The sequence below is a fragment of the Christiangramia crocea genome, assembly GCF_022410465.1.
GTDB classification, from domain to species: Bacteria; Bacteroidota; Bacteroidia; order Flavobacteriales; family Flavobacteriaceae; genus Christiangramia; species Christiangramia crocea.
The window spans coordinates 17764-36458 of sequence record NZ_JAJSON010000009.1 but is presented as its reverse complement, the minus strand read 5'-3'; the positions used below and the strand labels follow the sequence as shown (position 1 = coordinate 36458).

At 40.6% G+C, this 18695-nt stretch carries 13 protein-coding genes and 1 riboswitch; of the genes, 9 read left to right on the top strand and 4 right to left on the bottom strand.

Translation table 11 applies throughout. The features are described from left to right. Positions 1 to 19: 19 nt before the first annotated feature. Positions 20 to 2806 carry a helix-turn-helix and ligand-binding sensor domain-containing protein gene (locus LU635_RS02820; RefSeq protein ID WP_240095983.1) on the bottom strand — a complete coding sequence of 929 codons (2787 nt, stop codon included), beginning with the start codon at positions 2804 to 2806 and terminating at the stop codon, positions 20 to 22. Positions 2807 to 3022: 216 nt separating this feature from the next. Between LU635_RS02820 and LU635_RS02815 the strand changes: the two genes are divergently transcribed. Further along, positions 3023 to 6643: a metallophosphatase gene (locus LU635_RS02815; protein ID WP_240095982.1), complete on the top strand. Its 3621-nt coding sequence runs from the start codon at positions 3023 to 3025 to the stop codon at positions 6641 to 6643. 5 nt (positions 6644 to 6648) lie between these two features. Here the strand turns inward: LU635_RS02815 and LU635_RS02810 are convergent, their stop codons facing one another. Together LU635_RS02810 and LU635_RS02805 are read right to left on the bottom strand one after the other, a co-directional pair. Beyond that, positions 6649 to 7332, bottom strand: coding sequence for a haloacid dehalogenase type II (locus LU635_RS02810; protein WP_240095981.1), 684 nt, complete (start codon positions 7330 to 7332; stop codon positions 6649 to 6651). 174 nt (positions 7333 to 7506) lie between these two features. After that, positions 7507 to 8100: a lipid-binding SYLF domain-containing protein gene (locus tag LU635_RS02805; protein WP_240095979.1), complete on the bottom strand. Its 594-nt coding sequence runs from the start codon at positions 8098 to 8100 to the stop codon at positions 7507 to 7509. A 315-nt stretch (positions 8101 to 8415) separates the two neighbouring features. On the opposite strand from LU635_RS02805, the gene LU635_RS02800 reads away from it, so the two are divergent. The 8 genes from LU635_RS02800 to LU635_RS02765 all read left to right on the top strand — a co-directional run bounded on the left by LU635_RS02800 (position 8416) and on the right by LU635_RS02765 (position 15779). Then, positions 8416 to 9879, top strand: coding sequence for a PQQ-dependent sugar dehydrogenase (locus LU635_RS02800; RefSeq protein WP_240095977.1), 1464 nt, complete (start codon positions 8416 to 8418; stop codon positions 9877 to 9879). Between the two features lie 92 nt (positions 9880 to 9971). Next, on the top strand, positions 9972 to 10715 hold the full coding sequence (locus LU635_RS02795) for a sigma-70 family RNA polymerase sigma factor (RefSeq protein WP_240095975.1): 744 nt from the start codon (positions 9972 to 9974) through the stop codon (positions 10713 to 10715). A gap of 60 nt (positions 10716 to 10775) precedes the next feature. Beyond that, positions 10776 to 11171 carry a hypothetical protein gene (locus LU635_RS02790; RefSeq protein WP_240095973.1) on the top strand — a complete coding sequence of 132 codons (396 nt, stop codon included), beginning with the start codon at positions 10776 to 10778 and terminating at the stop codon, positions 11169 to 11171. A 603-nt stretch (positions 11172 to 11774) separates the two neighbouring features. After that, positions 11775 to 11870, top strand: a riboswitch (TPP riboswitch). Between the two features lie 65 nt (positions 11871 to 11935). After that, positions 11936 to 12658, top strand: coding sequence for a class I SAM-dependent methyltransferase (locus LU635_RS02785; protein WP_240095971.1), 723 nt, complete (start codon positions 11936 to 11938; stop codon positions 12656 to 12658). Further along, the gene (locus tag LU635_RS02780; RefSeq protein WP_240095969.1) at positions 12658 to 13701 is read left to right on the top strand and encodes an AIR synthase-related protein; all 1044 of its coding nucleotides are present in this window, start codon (positions 12658 to 12660) and stop codon (positions 13699 to 13701) included. The genes LU635_RS02785 and LU635_RS02780 overlap by 1 nt, the downstream gene beginning before the upstream one ends. Then, the gene (locus tag LU635_RS02775) at positions 13692 to 14324 is read left to right on the top strand and encodes a thiamine phosphate synthase (RefSeq protein WP_240095968.1); all 633 of its coding nucleotides are present in this window, start codon (positions 13692 to 13694) and stop codon (positions 14322 to 14324) included. The genes LU635_RS02780 and LU635_RS02775 overlap by 10 nt, the downstream gene beginning before the upstream one ends. Before the next feature lie 3 nt (positions 14325 to 14327). After that, entirely contained in the window at positions 14328 to 14606 is a 279-nt protein-coding gene (locus LU635_RS02770) for a Trm112 family protein (RefSeq protein WP_240095966.1), read from the top strand. 198 nt (positions 14607 to 14804) lie between these two features. Beyond that, positions 14805 to 15779: a hypothetical protein gene (locus LU635_RS02765; RefSeq protein WP_240095964.1), complete on the top strand. Its 975-nt coding sequence runs from the start codon at positions 14805 to 14807 to the stop codon at positions 15777 to 15779. A gap of 117 nt (positions 15780 to 15896) precedes the next feature. Here the strand turns inward: LU635_RS02765 and ppdK are convergent, their stop codons facing one another. After that, positions 15897 to 18635 (bottom strand): pyruvate, phosphate dikinase, encoded by a 2739-nt coding sequence (gene ppdK, locus LU635_RS02760; RefSeq protein WP_240095962.1) that lies wholly within the window; start codon positions 18633 to 18635, stop codon positions 15897 to 15899. Positions 18636 to 18695: the final 60 nt, after the last annotated feature.

The window sequence follows — 18695 nt, the reverse complement described above, 5'->3', positions numbered from 1 at the left end:
TCTGAGGGGATGTAAAGTTCTACAGAGCGAGGATATAATCGGTAAGGTTGGTATCCCTGTCTAAATTCATTTTTTTCCGCAAACGATATCGTTTTATTTCGACGCTTTTTACCGAAATATTTAGAAGTGGAGCGATCTCTTTAGAGGAAAGATTGAGTCGCAGGTAAGCGCACAGTTTTAGATCGTTTGCAGTTAGATCAGGATGTTGAGCCTTAATCTTTTTAAAGAAATCCTTATCGGCATTACTAAAGGCCTTTTTGAAGAATTTCCAGTTATCTTCTTCGCTAATATCCTTATCTATGGTTTTAATTACCGACTTCACTTTCGGGGATTCCTCAGAGTCCTTAAGTTTCTTTTTAATACTGGTCAGGAACTCATTCTTTTTGATCAGGCTCATTGTGGAAACAGCCAGCTCCCGGTTTTTATTGGCCATATCCTGTTCGAGTTTCTCATTCTTCAGTTTAATGATCTCCCTTTCAGCTTCAAGATTCTTTAATTTAAGAGCGCGCTCATTTTCGGCTGCAACTTTCTTGTGATGTCGTTTATACAGGAAGTGAACTGAAAAGATGATAAGCATGAGCAGTAAAACATACAGTGCAATGGCCAGATTGCTTAAGTAATATGGACGCTCTATCCTAAAGTCATATGTAAGCGTTTCGCTCACTGTATCCCCAATCTTAGCCCTGACTTCAAAAGTATAATCTCCAAAATCAAGATTCTTAAAACTGGCAACCGGGTTAGCTTCCCATTCGCTCCAATTTGGGCTGAAACCAAGCAGTCGATAACTGTAAACAGCTTTTAAATATTTCTCGTATACCGGAACACTATATTGAAATGAGATGTTATTATACTTATAATCAAAAGATCCTGCCTTAGCAATTTCAACATTCTCTGCCGGATTATCCAGCCTGTTTACGCTAACCTGATGCAATCTTATTTTATTAATTTCCCATTCTTCCAGTGGAAGATGAAATTTTACATAGCCGTTGGAGACGCCCAACACATATTCGTCGTCGCCTATTCCAGCAATATTCTCATAACCTATTGCAATATTCCTGAAATACTGATCTATATAGATAAAATCCCAGGTGTAATCCTCGTTAAGTTGTGCGGGTTCCAGATAAAATATTCCTTCACTGGCAAATCCCCATATCTTACTACCCTGGGATTCGCTGATCATTTTTCCTGAAATCCGGTCTATCGAGGTTATAATTTCATTTAGGCGATTATCCCTGTCGAAATTGTCAGTTTTTTCATCATACTGATAGATGTTCTGTTTGGAACTATAATAGAGTGTATCATGAAACCTGAAAATACTTGAAGTAATTCCAGATTCATTCGGAAATTTATAGTTTTTTATTTGCACTGGGGGGAGGGAAAGGGAATCATCAAGTTTCATCCTGAAAACCCCTTTATGTTCATTACTCACCCATACATTCCGGTTTTCATCAATCTCTATGAATTTTGATGAATGAGGAAATTCCTGAAGCATGGGAAGTTCTTTGATTCCGCTTTCTTTCTCCCGTAAAAAACTAATTCCATTATAATGCCCCTGAATAAACACTCCTTCTTCATATTCCTTTACCATCCATGTACCCAGCCTGTTAGAAATCTTACGAGCTTTATCCCCTTCAATAAGAAACGTCCCGGTGTCATGACCACAAAAGATATGTCCACCAACTTTCGCTATAAACCATACTTGTCCCTTTGTCCCTTCTATAAGTGAAAAGCTGCCTTCACCCTTATTTCTTAAGTATAATCCCTGGTTTGTTCCCAGGTAAAGCTTGCCATCTTCCTCATAAGAAGAGTAGACCGATCCTATTTCCCCTTTATTATCCTGAAAAGAGCCAAACTGAGAATGAAGGTCTATCATACTTATTCCATAATCCAGACCCGCCCAGATATGGCCTGAATCGTCAGAATAAAGGTCGAGTACCGTATTATTAAAAAGGACATTTTCCTGATTGAAAGTGTTCACAAGCTTTCCCTCCGGGTTAATTTGAAGAATTCCACTTCCCACGGTACCAAGGATCACCGATCCATCTGAGAGGTTCAACGCAGATAGAATATTAGGATAGCCTATTTCCAGACTAAGGCTCTGATTAAATTTTATAAGTTTTTTTCCATCCCATTTAAAGAACTCTGAGTTACCTGAAACAAAACACAGATTATCTTCTTTGGTATACAGGTGCATTATTGCCACCTCCTGAAAATCTTCAAAAGGTATGACAAGTTGAGGAACCCCATTCTTTATTCTATAAAGTCCCTTACCCACCAGTTGAAAGTATAGCTCTTTATTTAGAAGGAACATCGCTGATATAGGTCGCCCCAATGGATTATCCATCTTTGAGACGCTGCCCTTTTCTGGGTCATAAAAATATATCCCCCCAAAACTGCGGAAAGCTACCATCCCGTCTAAAAATTCAATATCCCAGAATTGTTCTCCATCGCTAATAAGATCAGAGAAATCAGTTGAAAGACTTGTGTATTGAAGGTTCCCGAATTTATCACGTTCCCAGTAGCCGGCCTCCATATAAGCCCCGGTATATATCCTGTCTCCAACAACTTTTACCGACCGAACTATAGTTTTATTGGGAACCGGGTAAATATTCCAGTTCTCACCATTATACTCCAAAAGGCCTGTACTATTGGCAAAATAAAAGTTCTCGCTCCCCGCCTGAGAGACCATCCAGTTCTGGTTCCCTGCTGCATATTGATTGGGACCATAGTTCACCACGGGAGGTAATTCCTGCGCGGTGGTAAAGAGGCTAAAAAAGAAAAACAGTATAAAGAGGTTCTTACTCAAAATGCATCTCAAATTAGAAAGGCGAAAGTTATGCATGAATGACAAATAAAGCCAGAGTTTAGTAACAATTCAGACCTGATCTTATTAGTAAAATTTTTAGGCTTGGGTGTTAAAATATTATAAAGACCTATGTCATCCTAAGAATATTGAATTTTTTTGAAGGTTATTATCTTATTTTTCAATGAAATTGAACTAAATCAAACAATCTGATCTTATATGAACAGAATAAACAAACTACTACACTATACCTTTTCATTTACGAAGTTTCTTTTTTTACCTAGTTGTTTGATTCTTTCAGTGTTTACTGCTAATGGCCAGAACTCTTTAGAAACAACCAAGGACGTTGTATACTCGGTATATTTCACGGCAAATACGGGGATTAGAAGCAACGAAAATAATCAACAGCTTTTAAGGCAGATAGTTGAGGCTTCTAAAAAAGAGGATTCATCCAGTCTGGTGATCATTGGCAATCTTGTTCCTGAAGAGGGCTACCCAAACAAAGATGATGGCAGGGAGCAGACACAAGCATACCTTAAAGAGAATCTCTTATCCCATATTGAAGATTTTAAGGGTAGGGTGATTTTTACCCCGGGTGTGAATGAATGGCAAAAAGATGCCCCTGACAATATTGATGATCTTGAATCATTTTTACAGGATAACAGCCGTGGAAAGTTTTGGCCTAATGACGGCTGCCCCATCGAAGGGGAGGATCTATCTGACGATGTTTATCTAATAATGGTAGATTCTCAATGGTACATAGAAGATTGGGACGACCATCCGTACATCAACAATAAATGTGATTTTAAGACCAGGGCACAGTTCAGAGAGGAATTTGACGATGAACTTGAGGACAACCAGAACAAAACAATCCTGGTAGCCGTGCACCATCCGGTATTGACGCAGACAAAACTTGGTTTCTTCGAAAAAATTATCGGGGCCAGGACCCAGTCTGTCAGGAATCCACAACTACAGGAACTTATGGGAACCCTGGAAACGCTGGCAAGCCAGTATACTGACGTGATATTCCTATCCGGTAACGACAGGAATCTACAGTTCGTCCAGGATGATGGCATAGAACAGATCATAAGCGGGGTTACAGAAGATATTGAAAAGGCAAGACCCGAGAAAGAAGATGGACACTTCGCTGCTTACGATCTCGGCTATGGAAAAATGAATATTTTCAATGACGGCAGTTCTAATGTAGAACTATTTAAAGTTACTCCTACAGGTACCCGGCAGATCTTCTCCACACAGATAACAAGAGAGCGGCCAAAACTTGAAGATGTAAGCTGGCCGGAACAAAAAATGGGTCCAACGGCGATCTCGTCGGTTTATACGGAAAAGGAAACCGACAAAGACTGGCTATACAAGGCAATCTGGGGTGAACATTACAGGCCGCTTTACAGCGAAAAATTCGAATTTCCCGTACTCTACCTTGATACTGTAAAAGGAGGACTAGAGGTTTTAGGTGCAGGAGGTGGCCACCAGTCAAGAACACTTGATTTTAAGGATGAAGACGACCATGAATATACTTTAAGGGCTCTAAAGAAAAGTGCGATAAGATTCCTGCAAAGCACTGTGATTACTACACATTATATAGAAGATCTACTGGATAATACCGTAGCAGAGCGTTATGTGAAAGACTTCTATACCACTGCCTTCCCTTATGGAACTTTTCCTGCCGGCAGACTTATGGACGCTGTAAATATTTATCATCCAAATTCAGAACTGTATTATGTTCCAAAACAGGAAGCCCTTGGAATTCATAACCTGGAACACGGGAATGAACTTTATATGTTTGAAGCCCATGTGGGGGGAGAGAATAAAGACCTGGACATTTTCGGAAATGCGGACGATATCCTCAATACAGCCGATCTCTTTCTGGAGATCAGGGAAACTAAGGATGTATACGTAGATGAAGACATGTTCATAAGGGCAAGATTACTGGATATGCTGATGGGAGACTGGGATAGGCATAGCGGACAGTATGAATGGGCGGAATTTGAGCAGGAAAACGGAAAGAAAAAATATGTACCTATTGCAAAAGACCGTGACCAGGTTTTCTCAAAATATGACGGGCTTGCCCTGGCATTCCTGAAATTAGGATTTCCGCAATTCAGGGCTATGCAGACCTTTGATGAGATGATAGAGCAGCCTAAATGGTTCAATATTGCCGGTTATCCCATGGATAAGGCTTTCATTAGAAATGCAGACTGGGAAGACTGGAAAGAACAGGTAGAGTACATTCAGGAAAATATTACCGATGAAGTGATTGAAGAAGCCTTTGCAGTATTACCCGAAGGTATCGAAAAGGATGCTTACGTAGCTGAAATCAAGTCTAAACTGAAGGCCAGAAGAGGTAATATGGAACAGATCGCCCGGGAATATTATGAACATCTGGAAGAATTTGATGTGTTCATAGGTACCGATGAAGATGATGACTTCCTCATAACCCGGAAACCTAATGGAATTACAAGCATCCAGCTGAAAGGAGAAGACAACGAAATACTTGCCGAAAAAACATATAACTCTGATATAACACGTGAGGTATGGGTTTATGGACTTGACGGGGATGATAAATTCAGGATTGAAGGAGATGGCAATTCCCTTGTTCCATTAAAGATCCTGGGAGGTGAGGAAAACGATATTTATGATTTTCAGAATAAAAGGAGAGCCAAGCTTTACGATTATAAAAGCAAGAAAAACACTATTAAAACTCCCGGTGCCCGCAAAATGCTGGTAGATTCATACGACATCAACAACTACGATCCCGTAAAGAAAAAAATAAGGCAATACACATTTATGCCAAGCGGTAATTATAATTCAGACCAGGGTTTTAGTTTAGGTGTTAGTAATACCTATACTATAAAAGGACTGGTTAGAAATCCGTTTACCGCCAGGCATAATATTACCTCCCGATATTATTTCGCCACCAAAGGTTTCGATGTTGGATATACAGGGGAATTCGCACATATTTTTTACAAATGGAACCTGGGAATTGATGCATATTATTCTAATCCAAAATACGTGATCAATTTCTTCGGGATAGGAAACGACACGGAATATGATCCCGATGAAAACTCAAAAGATTATAACCGTGTTAGGATAGAGCAATGGCGTTTTGCCCCTTCCCTCATCTATCGTAAAAATGATATGGTAAGCTTCACTTTTAAACCCATGGTAGAATCCTTCAAAATCGCTTATGATGAAGGCGGGTATATAAGCGAAGTTTTCTCGCCCGAGAATGATGTGTTCGAAAGTCAGGTATATGCAGGAGGAGAAGTGAATTATAATTACTACAACAAGAACAATCCTGCCTTCCCGAGCCAGGGAATGGAGCTTGACCTTACGGCCGGTTACAGATCTAATATAGATGGAGGAATCAACAAATTTGGATATGTAAATCCTATTTTAAGTATAGACTATCCACTTCATCCAAGTGGTCTGGCCGCCATAGCGACTAAAGTTGGCGGTACTGCCATCATTGGTGATAATTATGAGTTTTACCATGGAGCTACTTTGGGAGGTGGCGACAAAAACAGCCTCAGAGCCTACCGGAATGAACGCTTCAATGGTAAATATGCCTTTTTCCAGAATATCGATCTTAGGTCAGGTATTGTCAGGTTCAAAACCAATTTTATTCCAATGGCTATTGGCCTGAGTGCAGGTTTTGATTACGGTAGGGTATGGGAAGAAAATGATAATTCTGACCAATGGCATACAAATTATGGGGGGTCTATTTTCATAAATACTTTTCGTGCATTCACAGGAAACCTTGGATATTATGTAGGAGATGAAGGTGGAAGGCTAAACTTCACTTTCAACTTTGAATTTTGATAAGCTTAATGCTGAGAACCGGTCTCGTTGAAAACCTCAGCCAGTCCGGTTAATTTTTTTAGTTTTAGATGGGGTGCAGAGGCTAAAGGATACAAGCTTTTTCCGGGCCTCTCTACAAAAGCAGTGCTCATACCTACTTCCCGGGCTCCGGCAATATCCCATCCATGGGCTGCTACCATCATTGCATCAGAAGCAGAGCAATTGATTTCCTTCAAAGCATATTTGTATGCTTCGGGATGTGGCTTATATTTTTTACAGGCTTCCACACTAAGGATCCTGGAAAAGAAATGGTCAATTTCAGCGAATTCCAACTGATCTTTAAGCACCCCGGGTTTTCCATTGCTGAAAGCAACCAGTTTCATACCTGCTGACCGGAGCCTTTTTAAAGCCGGTATCACATCATCATATGGTTTAAGTTCACTTACAGGATTAAGGATTTCCTTGATTTCAGATTCTGTAAAGGACAGATCATGTTTTTCAGCATTCATTTTGAATACCGCAGCAGCGATTTCACTAAAATCATTATAAGTTCCTTTAACGGTTTCCACCAGTGAATAGTGAAGTAATTGAGCAAACCAGGTATCAGAGGCCTGATCATTTTTTAAAGCTGAATTGACACTGTTCTTCAGGGGTTCCAGATCCAGCAGGGTCTCATTGACATCAAATATTATAACTTCAGGTCTCTTCATGGTTATAAGATAAAAAAGAAGCTGTCTAAAAACTTTTCTAAACCGTCATCCTGAACTTGTTTCAGGATCTTTACCTATTGAAAAAAAGTTACCAAGAACCTGAAACAAGTTCAGCTTGACGAAATTTATAGTCTTAGACAGCTTCCTAAATATATTCTATATATCTACAACCTATCAGTTCTTCCAGTCATCGGCATACTCAAACTTCTGTCCGCCAACCGAAACCTCTACCATTGCACCGGCTTTAGGCATAGTAGCCACAGCGACACCATCTTTAAAGCGTATGCTCTTTGCCTCTCCTTCTTCTACCACAACTGCTGAAACACTGCCGCTTAGTTCATAATCGCCGGTTTTGAATTCCTCAAGGGCTTCTTTGGTCTTAAACAACAAAACCTGACGAAACGCCTGTCCGCCAATTTGCAGACCAATATCTACCTGTCTTAGTTCAGCAAATCCAATAAGTTTACCCTGTTCATAGACTACTCCATTTCCGGCTGCGCCACCCAGGATATAAGCTCCTTTCCCAACATTCGGGAAAATAGCATAACCATAAGCTGAATCAAACAGGCTGGCTAATTCTTTGTTGTTCCTTTTGAAGGCTTTTTCTGCATATTCAGCGTCGCTGATAAGTTTATCCCTTTTATCGGAATCTATGATCTCATTTTCTTCCTTTTCATCCCAGTCGTCATCATCGGTCTGAGCGATGAGACTACCCGAGAAAAAGAATAACATCATCAATAAGGATATCAATCCGTTCTTTAGTTTCATAATAATCTGCTTTTTGGTCAAATTTATATTGAATTTACCTAAAAGACCGGGCTATAAATGTTAATCAGGTGTTATTTCACAGCTTATTAGCATTATGGAGGTTATCTGTTAAAAAACTGATTATGAGATTTTTAATAAATAATTCCAGAGTTTTTGTAACTTATAGTGGTTATAAGTACTCCATTATATAAAAGGGGGATTCCCATAATGGGCAATCCCATGAGTAAAGTCCTGCTCCATTAACAAATCTAATAATGTTCTTTCTACTTAACGTTATTTGGTGGTCACCCCCTGTTAATAAAACATTATTGAATTATGGAGACAAAAAACTATTGTAGAAAAATTTATTTAGGGACCCGTACTGCTTTAAGGAAGACCATTAATACAGGGCTTATCCTGTTTGGTATTTCCATCCTGGGAAGTCTGATGCTGTATAGTTGTGAAACAGACATAGAAAGTAACCTGGAGAATATGAAATCTGCTGACGCACAAACAAAAGCAGCAGTTAATATCAAATCAATCGATATGGAGCTGGTGGCAGAAGGTCTGGTTTCTCCTCTTGGTTTGGTGGAAGCCAATGATGAAACTGGAAACCTGTTCGTTATCGACCAAATTGGGAAAATCTGGCTGATCGATGGAAACGGCACAAAACTGGAAGAGCCCTTTCTCGATGTGACCGATAGAATGGTAAGCCTTAATCCCGGATATGATGAACGTGGATTACTAGGACTTGCTTTTCATCCCGATTATGCCACGAACGGACGCTTTTTTGTATACTATACTGCACCACCAAACCCTGGAGGACCTGAACCCGGCGCTAGCTGGAATAATCTAAGCCGGATATCAGAGTTTAGTGTTTCTTCAGATCCTACCAAAGCCAACGCCGCCTCTGAAAAGATCATTCTCGAAGTTGATCAGCCTCAGGGAAACCATGAAGGAGGAACAATTGCATTTGGCCCAGATGGATATTTATACATTTCCATTGGAGATGGAGGTGCCGCACATGATGTAGCCCCCGGCCATGTTGAAGACTGGTACGAGGTAAACGAAGGAGGAAACGGACAGGATATAGAATCAAATCTACTGGGAAACATTCTGAGAATAGATATCAACAGTGGAAATCCATATGGAATTCCTGCCGATAATCCCTTCGTGGACAAACCAGGTCTGGATGAAATATATGCCTACGGATTCCGTAATCCATTCCGTTTTTCATTTGATATGAGTGGTTCAAGAAAACTTTTTGTGGGTGATGCAGGACAACATTTATGGGAAGAAATTAGCGTTGTTGAAAAAGGAGGAAATTATGGCTGGAACGTCAAGGAAGGTACACATTGTTTTAATGCGGCAGATGCCCATGAAGTATTGCCTTCCTGTCCAGATGTTGATGTGTACGGAAACAAACTTCAGGATCCGGTTATAGAGATGGCAAATTCGGCAAACCCTGATGGTGGTAGAACTGTTACAATAATTGGAGGTAACGTATATCGGGGAAATGATATTCCAGGATTACAGGGTAAATATATATTTGGTTCTTTCTCCAGTGATTTCGCGCCAACGGGAGAAATATTTGTAGCTAATCCTGCCGGCCCTGGATTATGGCCTTTTTATGAAATAGAACTGGAAAGCAGCCCTGATAATATTGGTTATTATCTAAAAGGTTTTGGGCAGGACATGGAAGGTGAGATATATTTAACTGTCTCATCTCAGCTCGGACCGCAGGGAGAAACAGGAAAAATCTTTAAACTGGTTTGGACAAAAAAACAGGAAAATCTTTAGTGATCCTCATTTGAGATTGCATTGGCACAAGACTGGAATGTTCCTGTTTTCATACCGGCTTGTGTTATTGTTCATATTTAAATTCAGGTTAGATGATAGACATACAAAAATTCGAAAAATTATCAGATGCCGAGATCACTTCGCGGGTGCTTTCGGGAGATACTGCCATGTATGAAGTAATAATTAGAAGATATAATCCTTATTTATTCAAAATTGGAAGAAGCTATGGATTTAACCAGCCAGATACCGAAGACCTGATGCAGGAAACTTTTATAAATGCTTATACAAATCTGAATAATTTTGAGCACCGTTCTTCGCTTAAAACCTGGCTGGTTAGAATAATGCTCAATACCTGTTATCATAAAAAACGAAAATTCAGTTATAAGAATGAATTCCCTTCAGATTCTATAGAGAATAGCGGTGAGGCCCCCATGTTTAATCAAAAGCCTTCAAATACTTCTAAAACCGTCATGAATAATGAACTGAGACATATTCTTGAAAATGCAATAGTCCAGATACCCGAAAACTATCGGATGGTCTTTACACTTCGTGAACTGAATGGAATGAGTACAAAGGAAACCGCCCATGCGCTTGACATTTCAGAATCAAATGTCAAGGTGCGACTAAAAAGGGCTAAATCCATGTTGCAAACCGAAATAAAGAAAATGTATTCTCCAGAAGAGATCTTTGAATTCAATTTGATCTATTGTAACCGAATTGTGGAAAATGTATTTAGCAGACTGCCTCAAAAAAGTAAATCTGCAGCCTTTTCAAATCTTATCAACCTAAAAAAGTGGTTATTAGGATTCATGAGTAGACCGAATGGAAGAGCATGACCAGCGAGTCAGTATAAAATTCCCCCCGGCAAAAATCAATATTAATTAAAACCTTTAGTCATGGACAGAAAATCGTTTATCAAAAAGACCTCAGCAGGACTTATTATAGGAATTCCATTACTTTCATTAACTGCCTGTTCAGGTTCTGATGATGGTGGTGGTAATCCTAATCCGAACCCCGATCCTGATCCGGACCCCAGTGCAAATTGCCTTGAGAATGGAACGAACACTTCAATTTCTGCCAATCATGGCCATAACCTTACGGTTTCAAAAGAAGATGTGGATGCCGGAGAAGAAAAAACCTATACGCTAAGTCAGGCCAGTACCGATCAGCATATACACGAAGTGACAATCACACAGGACCAGTTTAATACATTGAAGAACAATAATCAGATCATAGCAACCTCATCATCTGATGGAGGCCATACTCATAATGTGACTGTATCCTGTGCCTGATTTCAGTTCAATTCATTCTTTAAAAAAGAAGAATGCCAGGTTAAGCGAGAAATATTTAAATGTACTAGTAGGGTGCAGGTGGATCGCTTTGCCATGTTGTAGATGAAGCTTCCTGGCTACTTCCGAAGGACGATTGCATTCCTGTTCGTGAAGTTAAAAAAAACACCAGCAAAGCAATTACCAAAATTAGAAGAACCTTAAATAGAGAGCTAAAAAGGTTGATCCTTTCAAAAATCCTGATCTGGGGCGACAATACTTTCATGACGGACGTCTTTTTGACAGTAAATTTTACTGTTAATTACAAATCCATAATCATACGTAGGGTCAAAATTTGGGTATATGCAAATTAATAAGAGATAAGACTCAAAACTGAGTAAGTTGTAAATAGTTTTTAACCAAGCTATTAACAATTTTGGATTATGACCGCAATCTGCTTACATCGGCCTGTGAATTCATTTAATTAAGCTTATGATTTATTTCTTAGAAGAGCATGTTCAGTTGTGTAATTTTCAACGGATTTACCTGATATTTTAATTTTAGTATTGATTAAACAGAACCTGGAAATAAATTGATTTGCTGTAAAAAATTAGCTAGGTTTGTAAAACATAATGCACGGGGTGCCACGTCAAAGCGTGGCTGAGAATACACCCGCGACCTGATTTGGATAATGCCAACGTAGGGATGCCGCCTAGAGATCTATTTTTTATGCTTCATTTCGGTTGGATGATCCAATGAAATGAAGTTTTGTTTTTAAAGCAATCAATATGAAAATAGAAGAATCTCAAAAAGGCCTTATTCCTCAAAGTCAGCAGAACTGGCAGAACCGTCCGGAATGGTTTTTTAATCGCGAACATACAGACACTTATGAACAGTGGTATGAAGGACGTTATAAACGGGCCGAGGTCTGGCAGAAAAAAGTAATGGAAGAACTCGTTTCTGCCGATACCAGAGTAAAAACCCTACTCGAATTTGGCTGCGGCACAACAAGATTTACCCGCTGGTGGAAAGAAATAGGAATCGAAGCTACCGGCGGTGATATTTCACCACTGATGCTTTCGCAGGCCATTCATCTTTTTGACGGAGACCTGGTGATGGCAGATTCACACCACATGCCATTCAAGGATCATACTTTTGATTCACTTGCTTTTATTACCACTTTTGAATATTATAAAGATCCGGTGAAGGTGATAAGGGAAGCTGCAAGAGTTGGCAAATATGGGATCGCAATGGGAATGATGAACCGGAATTCTCCTAAAGTGGTGAGAAGAAGGATACAGGAGATATTTGGAAAGAACCCATTTTACCTTACGGCCACTTTCTATACACCGGAAAAACTTACTGCTATAATCCATGAAGCCCTTAAGGGAAGAGAATACACAATAAGATGGAAATGTACCGGCCTGCCAAAATGGTTCCCTGTTCAACAATGGAATGTACCAATAGGAGATTTCTTTGGATTGTACATACAGTTTAATGACATAGACTGATGGGTGAAATTTCAGGCAAAATAGACCGGTCACTGGTAGATGATTTCATAAAGGATAAATGCGGCTATAAAAGGGATGATGTTCTGGTGGGGCCGGGATTTGGAGTAGATGTATCTCTGGTTGATCTGCCGGGAAATATGGCCATGGCAATGACCAGCGACCCGCTATCACTGATCCCAACCTTAGGCCTGAAAGAGTCTGCCTGGCTTTCTGTGCAACTTATGGCCAATGATATGGCTACCACCGGTTTCGCGCCTATGTTCGGTCAGTTTGTACTCAATCTGCCGGCGAAATTCTCCAGAAAAGATTTTCAGATCTACTGGGATCATATCCATCATTTCTGCGAAAAAATAGGTCTCGCCATAACCGGCGGGCATACCGGATTTATCGAAGGGCAGAATTCCACTATAGCCGGGGGAGGAACTTTCACTACAATTGCTCCTAAAGAAAAGATCAAAATTTCCAAATATGCACAACCCGGAGATTCTATCCTGGTAACCAAATCCTGTGCAATCTCATCTTCTGCGATCCTGGCAATGAGTTTCCCTGAAACGGTAAAGAACAGAGCCGGAGCGGAAACCTATCAAAGAACCTGTGAAACCTTCTATGATACAAGTTCATTAAAAGATGCCCTGACGGTCATGGAAGCCCATGCTGAAAACGTCACCGCAATGCACGACGTAACTGAAGGGGGGGTCTTAGGAGCGATTTATGAAATGGCCGTAGCCTCAAACAATGGTGTGATGGTGTATGATGAACAGCTTCCGGTAGGCCGTCTTCAAAATGAAGTGTGTAAAATTTTCTCTCTGGACCCCAGGTATTGTATAGGGGCCGGCTCAATGATCATTGCCTGTAAAAATGGTAGTGAAGATGAGATTATTGAAAGTTTGAAGCGGGCGAATATACAGTGTACCAGGGTAGGTGAGTTCACAGATGGCAGTATTAACCTGGCAAAAAAGGAAGAGGTAGGTAAAATGAGATATTATGAAACTGACCCATACTGGGCAGCCTTTTTTAAAGCTTTGAATGCAGGATGGAAATAAAGAACAACATACAAAAAGGCATCTACCTTGTGGTAGACCCGTCCATGGAAGAAACTGTTCTTTTAAAACGAATAGAACAGGCACTTCAGGAGAAAATTGTGGCTGTACAGGTCTGGGATAATTTTCAAGCAGGACAAAAGATAATTCCACTCATAGATAAAATATGTGAGTTATGCCATTCCAGGGACGTTCCTGTATTCATAAACAACCAATGGGAACTGCTTGGAGAAGCTCCACTTGATGGAGTTCACTTCGATGAAATTCCTCAAGACATAAAAAAGATAAGACGTAAGATCGGAAAACAGTTTTTAACCGGGTTAACCTGCAATAATGATCTGAGCTGGCTTAGCTGGGCAGAAAAGAACCGTTTTGATTATATCTCCTTTTGCTCAATATTCCCCTCTTCCACCAGCAACAGTTGTGAACTGGTGGATTTCGAGACTATTAGAAAAACAAAAGAAAAAAGCTCTTTACCGGTATTCCTTGCTGGTGGAATAAATCCTGAGAATATAAATAAACTCAACGAACTGGATTATGAAGGAGTGGCCGTGGTATCTGGCATCATGAATTCCGACAGACCACAGGAAGCCATTCAGAATTATTTGAAAAATTTAAACCTGTAGAAAATGAAACTAAAGACCATAGAAAAAATTTGCTGCCCATTTGACAAGGCCGATATAGAATTGACCGTTATCACAAAGGATATTGATGATAATATTATCGAAGGATTTTTAAGCTGTAAAGAATGCCAAAGGATCTACCCTATAGTTAAGGGGATCCCCATCATGAATCCTGACGAATACAGGGAACTTGAACTGGAAAAGCCCCTCCTGGATCAGTGGAAAAAACACTTAAAAGGAAAATCTGTTGAGAATTTCCGGCTTACAGCCATGAAAGAATCCTGAATTCTCCCTGAATCAAATTTAAAAGCAGGAGGTCATTTTGAACAATAAACTTCCTGCTTTAGAATAATTTGTTTAATTTTAAAACCTGATTTTCAATGTTTTAACTCCGATTCTGCAATTTACCTTCCTGTTATCAGGAGCTATGGGTTTAAGTAAGGCTAATACTCCCCCCTTTGTAATAACTTAAATCTTTATCTCATGAAAAATTTAATTCTTACCGGTTTTGTCATTTGCCTGATCCTATCCAACTATTCCTGTTCCTCTGAAAGTCCAGCAGATACAGTTGAAAATTTAAACCTTAGCATAGCAAAAGCCCATAATGACTGGGAAATTATTATCAATGAAACCGACCTCTATCCCGAAGGTATCGAATACGATATTAGGAATAACCGCTTCCTGCTTTCTTCAATCACAAGAGGTGATATAGGCCAGGTAATTGACGGGGAATATTCGGTGTTCATTAGCGATGAAAACCTTGTTTCTAGCCTGGGTATTCATATAGATCATACCACCAAAAGACTGCTGGTAACCAATACCAGTATTGATGGAAGTTTTGCGCAACTGGCCACATATGACCTTTCCGGAGAAAATATATTCTATGCCGATCTTGGCGGACTAACTGAAGGCGGCCATTTTTCCAATGATGTAACAACCGATAATCATGGAAATGCATATGTAACCGATAGTTACTCTGGAATCCTTTATAAAGTTGATCCTTCCGGAAATGCCTCTGTATTCTTTGAAGATCAGGATCTGGCGCCTTCACCCGGCAATTTCGGACTTAACGGAATTGATTATGACCCCAGAGGTTTTCTACTGGTAAGCCATATTCAGAACAATACAATCCTGAAATTTCCAATTGAGGATCCAGGGAATTATTCAGTAGTTGATATTCCGGTAGCACTTTTCAGTCCGGATGGACTGTATCTGGACAACCCGAATGAACTCATCGTTGTAAGCAACGATTTTGGTGGGGAAAACTCGCGGGTACAAACCTTCGGAACAAGAGACAGCTGGAAAACTGCCTATCTGAAAAGTGAATTTCCTGTTCCCGGGGATTTTCTTACCACGGTAACCGTTAAAAGAAATACCCCATATGTTCTTTCAGCTAATCTGGACATCCTGCTAAGGGGAGATTCTACCGATGAATTCAAAATACTTAAAGTAGACTAAGTGCTTTCTAAAAAGAGATTGTTTGAATAATACCCGTAATCGGGACCTGATCCTTAATTCATTTCAGGACCCGACATATGAAATCTAACTAGTGGATTCTTAAAATAACCGGGGCTTTCAGACAATCTCTTTTGTATTAATAATAGCCGCCTGTGCGGAAGCGACCCGTGCTATAGGCACCCTGAAAGGGGAACAGCTCACATAATCCATCCCCACTCGGTAGAAGAATTCAATGGAAGAAGGTTCTCCTCCATGTTCACCACATATACCTATCTTTAATTTTGGATTGGTGCTTCTGCCTTTCTCTATCCCGGTTTTTACTAACTGCCCCACACCCTCCTGATCCAGGGTTTCAAAAGGATCTGTTGTTAATATTCCCTTCTCATAATACACAGGCAGGAATTTCCCAATATCATCACGTGAATATCCAAATGCCATCTGAGTAAGATCATTAGTACCGAACGAAAAGAATTCTGCATGTATCGCAATAGCATCGGCAGTAAGTGCTGCCCGAGGAATTTCTATCATGGTACCCACCAGATATTCAATACTTTCATTTCTTTCTGAAAAGACCTTATCTGCAACTCTCCTTATTATCTGTTCCTGAAGAATGAATTCCTTTAATGTCCCTACCAGAGGCACCATTATCTCAGGCTTAACTTCAATCCCCCGTGCTTTCAGGTTCAATGCAGCTTCAATGATGGCCCGGGTCTGCATTTCAGTAATCTCCGGATAGGTATTGCCTAAACGACAGCCACGGTGACCAAGCATAGGGTTGAATTCCTTAAGTTCATCCACTTTATTCTTTACAGCTTTTACTGAAATATGCATGTCTTTGGCCAGTTCTTTTTGCTGTGCCAGTTCATGAGGCACAAATTCATGTAAAGGCGGATCTAAAAGCCGGATGGTGACGGGCAACCCCTGCATGGCCTCAAAAATACCCTCAAAATCTTCCCGTTGCATGGGAAGCAACTCCTGTAAGGCTCTTTTTCTTCCATTTCTGCTTTCTGCCAGGATCATTTCTCGCATAGCCCTGATCCTATCCTGCCCAAAGAACATATGTTCGGTTCTGGTCAAACCTATACCCAAAGCGCCAAAATTCCGTGCTGCAACAGCATCCTTAGGTGTATCAGCATTGGTCCTTACTTCCATCGTTGAGAAATTATCAGATAATTCCAGAATTTCTGCCAGTTCACCACTTAGCTCCGGCTCGACCGTTGCCACTTTTCCCTCAATTATATTACCGGTACTTCCATTCAGCGAGATCCAGTCACCCTCATGATATTCCTTATCGCCCACTGTCATATTCCGGCGTTTATAGTTGATGTTCAAAGCTCCAGCACCTGAAACACAACATTTTCCCATGCCACGGGCAACCACGGCTGCATGTGAGGTCATTCCGCCACGAGCCGTTAATATTCCACGGGCTATGTTCATACCTTCCAAATCTTCAGGAGAAGTTTCTATACGCACCAGAATTGAGTTTTTAAACTTATCGGCTTCATCTGCAAAGAAAACAATCTGTCCTGTGGCAGCACCCGGAGAAGCAGGAAGGCCCTGCGCGATTATATGAGCTTTTTCCAATGCAGCAGGATCAAAAACAGGATGCAGCAATTCATCAAGCTTCATGGGTTCAATACGCATAATGGCTTCTTTCTGATCTATCAATCCTTCCTTAAGCAAATCAACTGCAATTTTGATCATTGCCGTCCCGGTACGCTTTCCATCCCTGGTCTGGAGTATCCATAGCCGCCCCTCCTGAATGGTAAATTCCATATCCTGCATATCCCGGTAATGATTTTCAATTTTTTTCTGATATTCATCCAGTTCCGCATATAATGAAGGAAGCAGTTCTTCCAGTGAGGGATATTTTTCCAGCCTTTGCTTTTCATCCACCTTAGCCAGTTCTGCCCAGCGCTGGGAACCCAGTTTTGTGATCTGCTGGGGTGTTCTTACACCGGCCACCACATCTTCACCCTGGGCATTCATTAAATATTCACCATTAAACACGTTTTCTCCACTTCCGGCATCCCTGGTAAAGCAAACTCCGGTTGCCGAGTTATCGCCCATATTTCCAAATACCATTGCCTGCACATTTACAGCAGTGCCCCAATCTGAAGGATATCCATGTATCTTTCTGTAATAAACAGCCCTGTTACCATTCCAGCTATCAAATACGGCCATGGTTGCATCCCAAAGCTGCTCCCATGGATCGGATGGAATACTTTGCCCCGTACGTTTTTTAACTATTTCCTTAAATTCTCTAACCAGATCCTTAAGATCCTGTACGCTGAATTCGATATCCAGCTTTATATTCCTTTTCTCCTTGAGATCATCCATGACCTCTTCAAAAGAATCTACATCTTCTTTTGTGTGCGGCTTCATTCCAAGCACAACACTTCCATACATCTGTACAAAACGCCTGTAGGAGTCCCAAACGAAGCGTTCATTATTAGTCTTCTTTACCAAACCGGTCACTACTTCATCATTCAACCCAAGGTTAAGAACGGTATCCATCATTCCGGGCATGGATTTTCTGGCTCCAGACCTCACCGACAAAAGCAAGGGATTTTCATTATCTCCATATTTACGGCCCATAATATCCTCAATATAGCGAACTCCTTCCTCCACATCAGGCCTTAACAGGTCTATTAAAGCCTCTTTGCCTATCTGATGATATTCTGTACAAACCTCTGTAGTAATGGTAAAACCCGGTGGAACAGGGATGCCTATCCGGCTCATCTCCGCAAGGTTGGCACCTTTTCCTCCTAAAAGGTTTTTCATGTTTTTCCCTCCGTCGGCAGTTTTATTACCGAACCTGAATATCCTGGCCTTTTGGTTAACTAGTGTTTCCATGATGATATTTATTTAAAAAAAAGGGAAAGTACCGGTCTGAGATGGGGGAATAAACCGGCT

Bases quoted from the DNA above. Each gene is read 5' to 3' on its own strand.
- LU635_RS02815 (WP_240095982.1), top strand. From the start codon at position 3,023: ATGAACAGAATAAACAAACTACTACACTATACCTTTTCATTTACGAAG.
- LU635_RS02810 (WP_240095981.1), bottom strand. From the start codon at position 7,332: ATGAAGAGACCTGAAGTTATAATATTTGATGTCAATGAGACCCTGCTG.
- LU635_RS02805 (WP_240095979.1), bottom strand. From the start codon at position 8,100: ATGAAACTAAAGAACGGATTGATATCCTTATTGATGATGTTATTCTTT.
- LU635_RS02800 (WP_240095977.1), top strand. From the start codon at position 8,416: ATGGAGACAAAAAACTATTGTAGAAAAATTTATTTAGGGACCCGTACT.
- LU635_RS02795 (WP_240095975.1), top strand. From the start codon at position 9,972: ATGATAGACATACAAAAATTCGAAAAATTATCAGATGCCGAGATCACT.
- LU635_RS02790 (WP_240095973.1), top strand. From the start codon at position 10,776: ATGGACAGAAAATCGTTTATCAAAAAGACCTCAGCAGGACTTATTATA.
- LU635_RS02785 (WP_240095971.1), top strand. From the start codon at position 11,936: ATGAAAATAGAAGAATCTCAAAAAGGCCTTATTCCTCAAAGTCAGCAG.
- LU635_RS02780 (WP_240095969.1), top strand. From the start codon at position 12,658: ATGGGTGAAATTTCAGGCAAAATAGACCGGTCACTGGTAGATGATTTC.
- LU635_RS02775 (WP_240095968.1), top strand. From the start codon at position 13,692: ATGGAAATAAAGAACAACATACAAAAAGGCATCTACCTTGTGGTAGAC.
- LU635_RS02770 (WP_240095966.1), top strand. From the start codon at position 14,328: ATGAAACTAAAGACCATAGAAAAAATTTGCTGCCCATTTGACAAGGCC.
- LU635_RS02765 (WP_240095964.1), top strand. From the start codon at position 14,805: ATGAAAAATTTAATTCTTACCGGTTTTGTCATTTGCCTGATCCTATCC.
- ppdK (WP_240095962.1), bottom strand. From the start codon at position 18,635: ATGGAAACACTAGTTAACCAAAAGGCCAGGATATTCAGGTTCGGTAAT.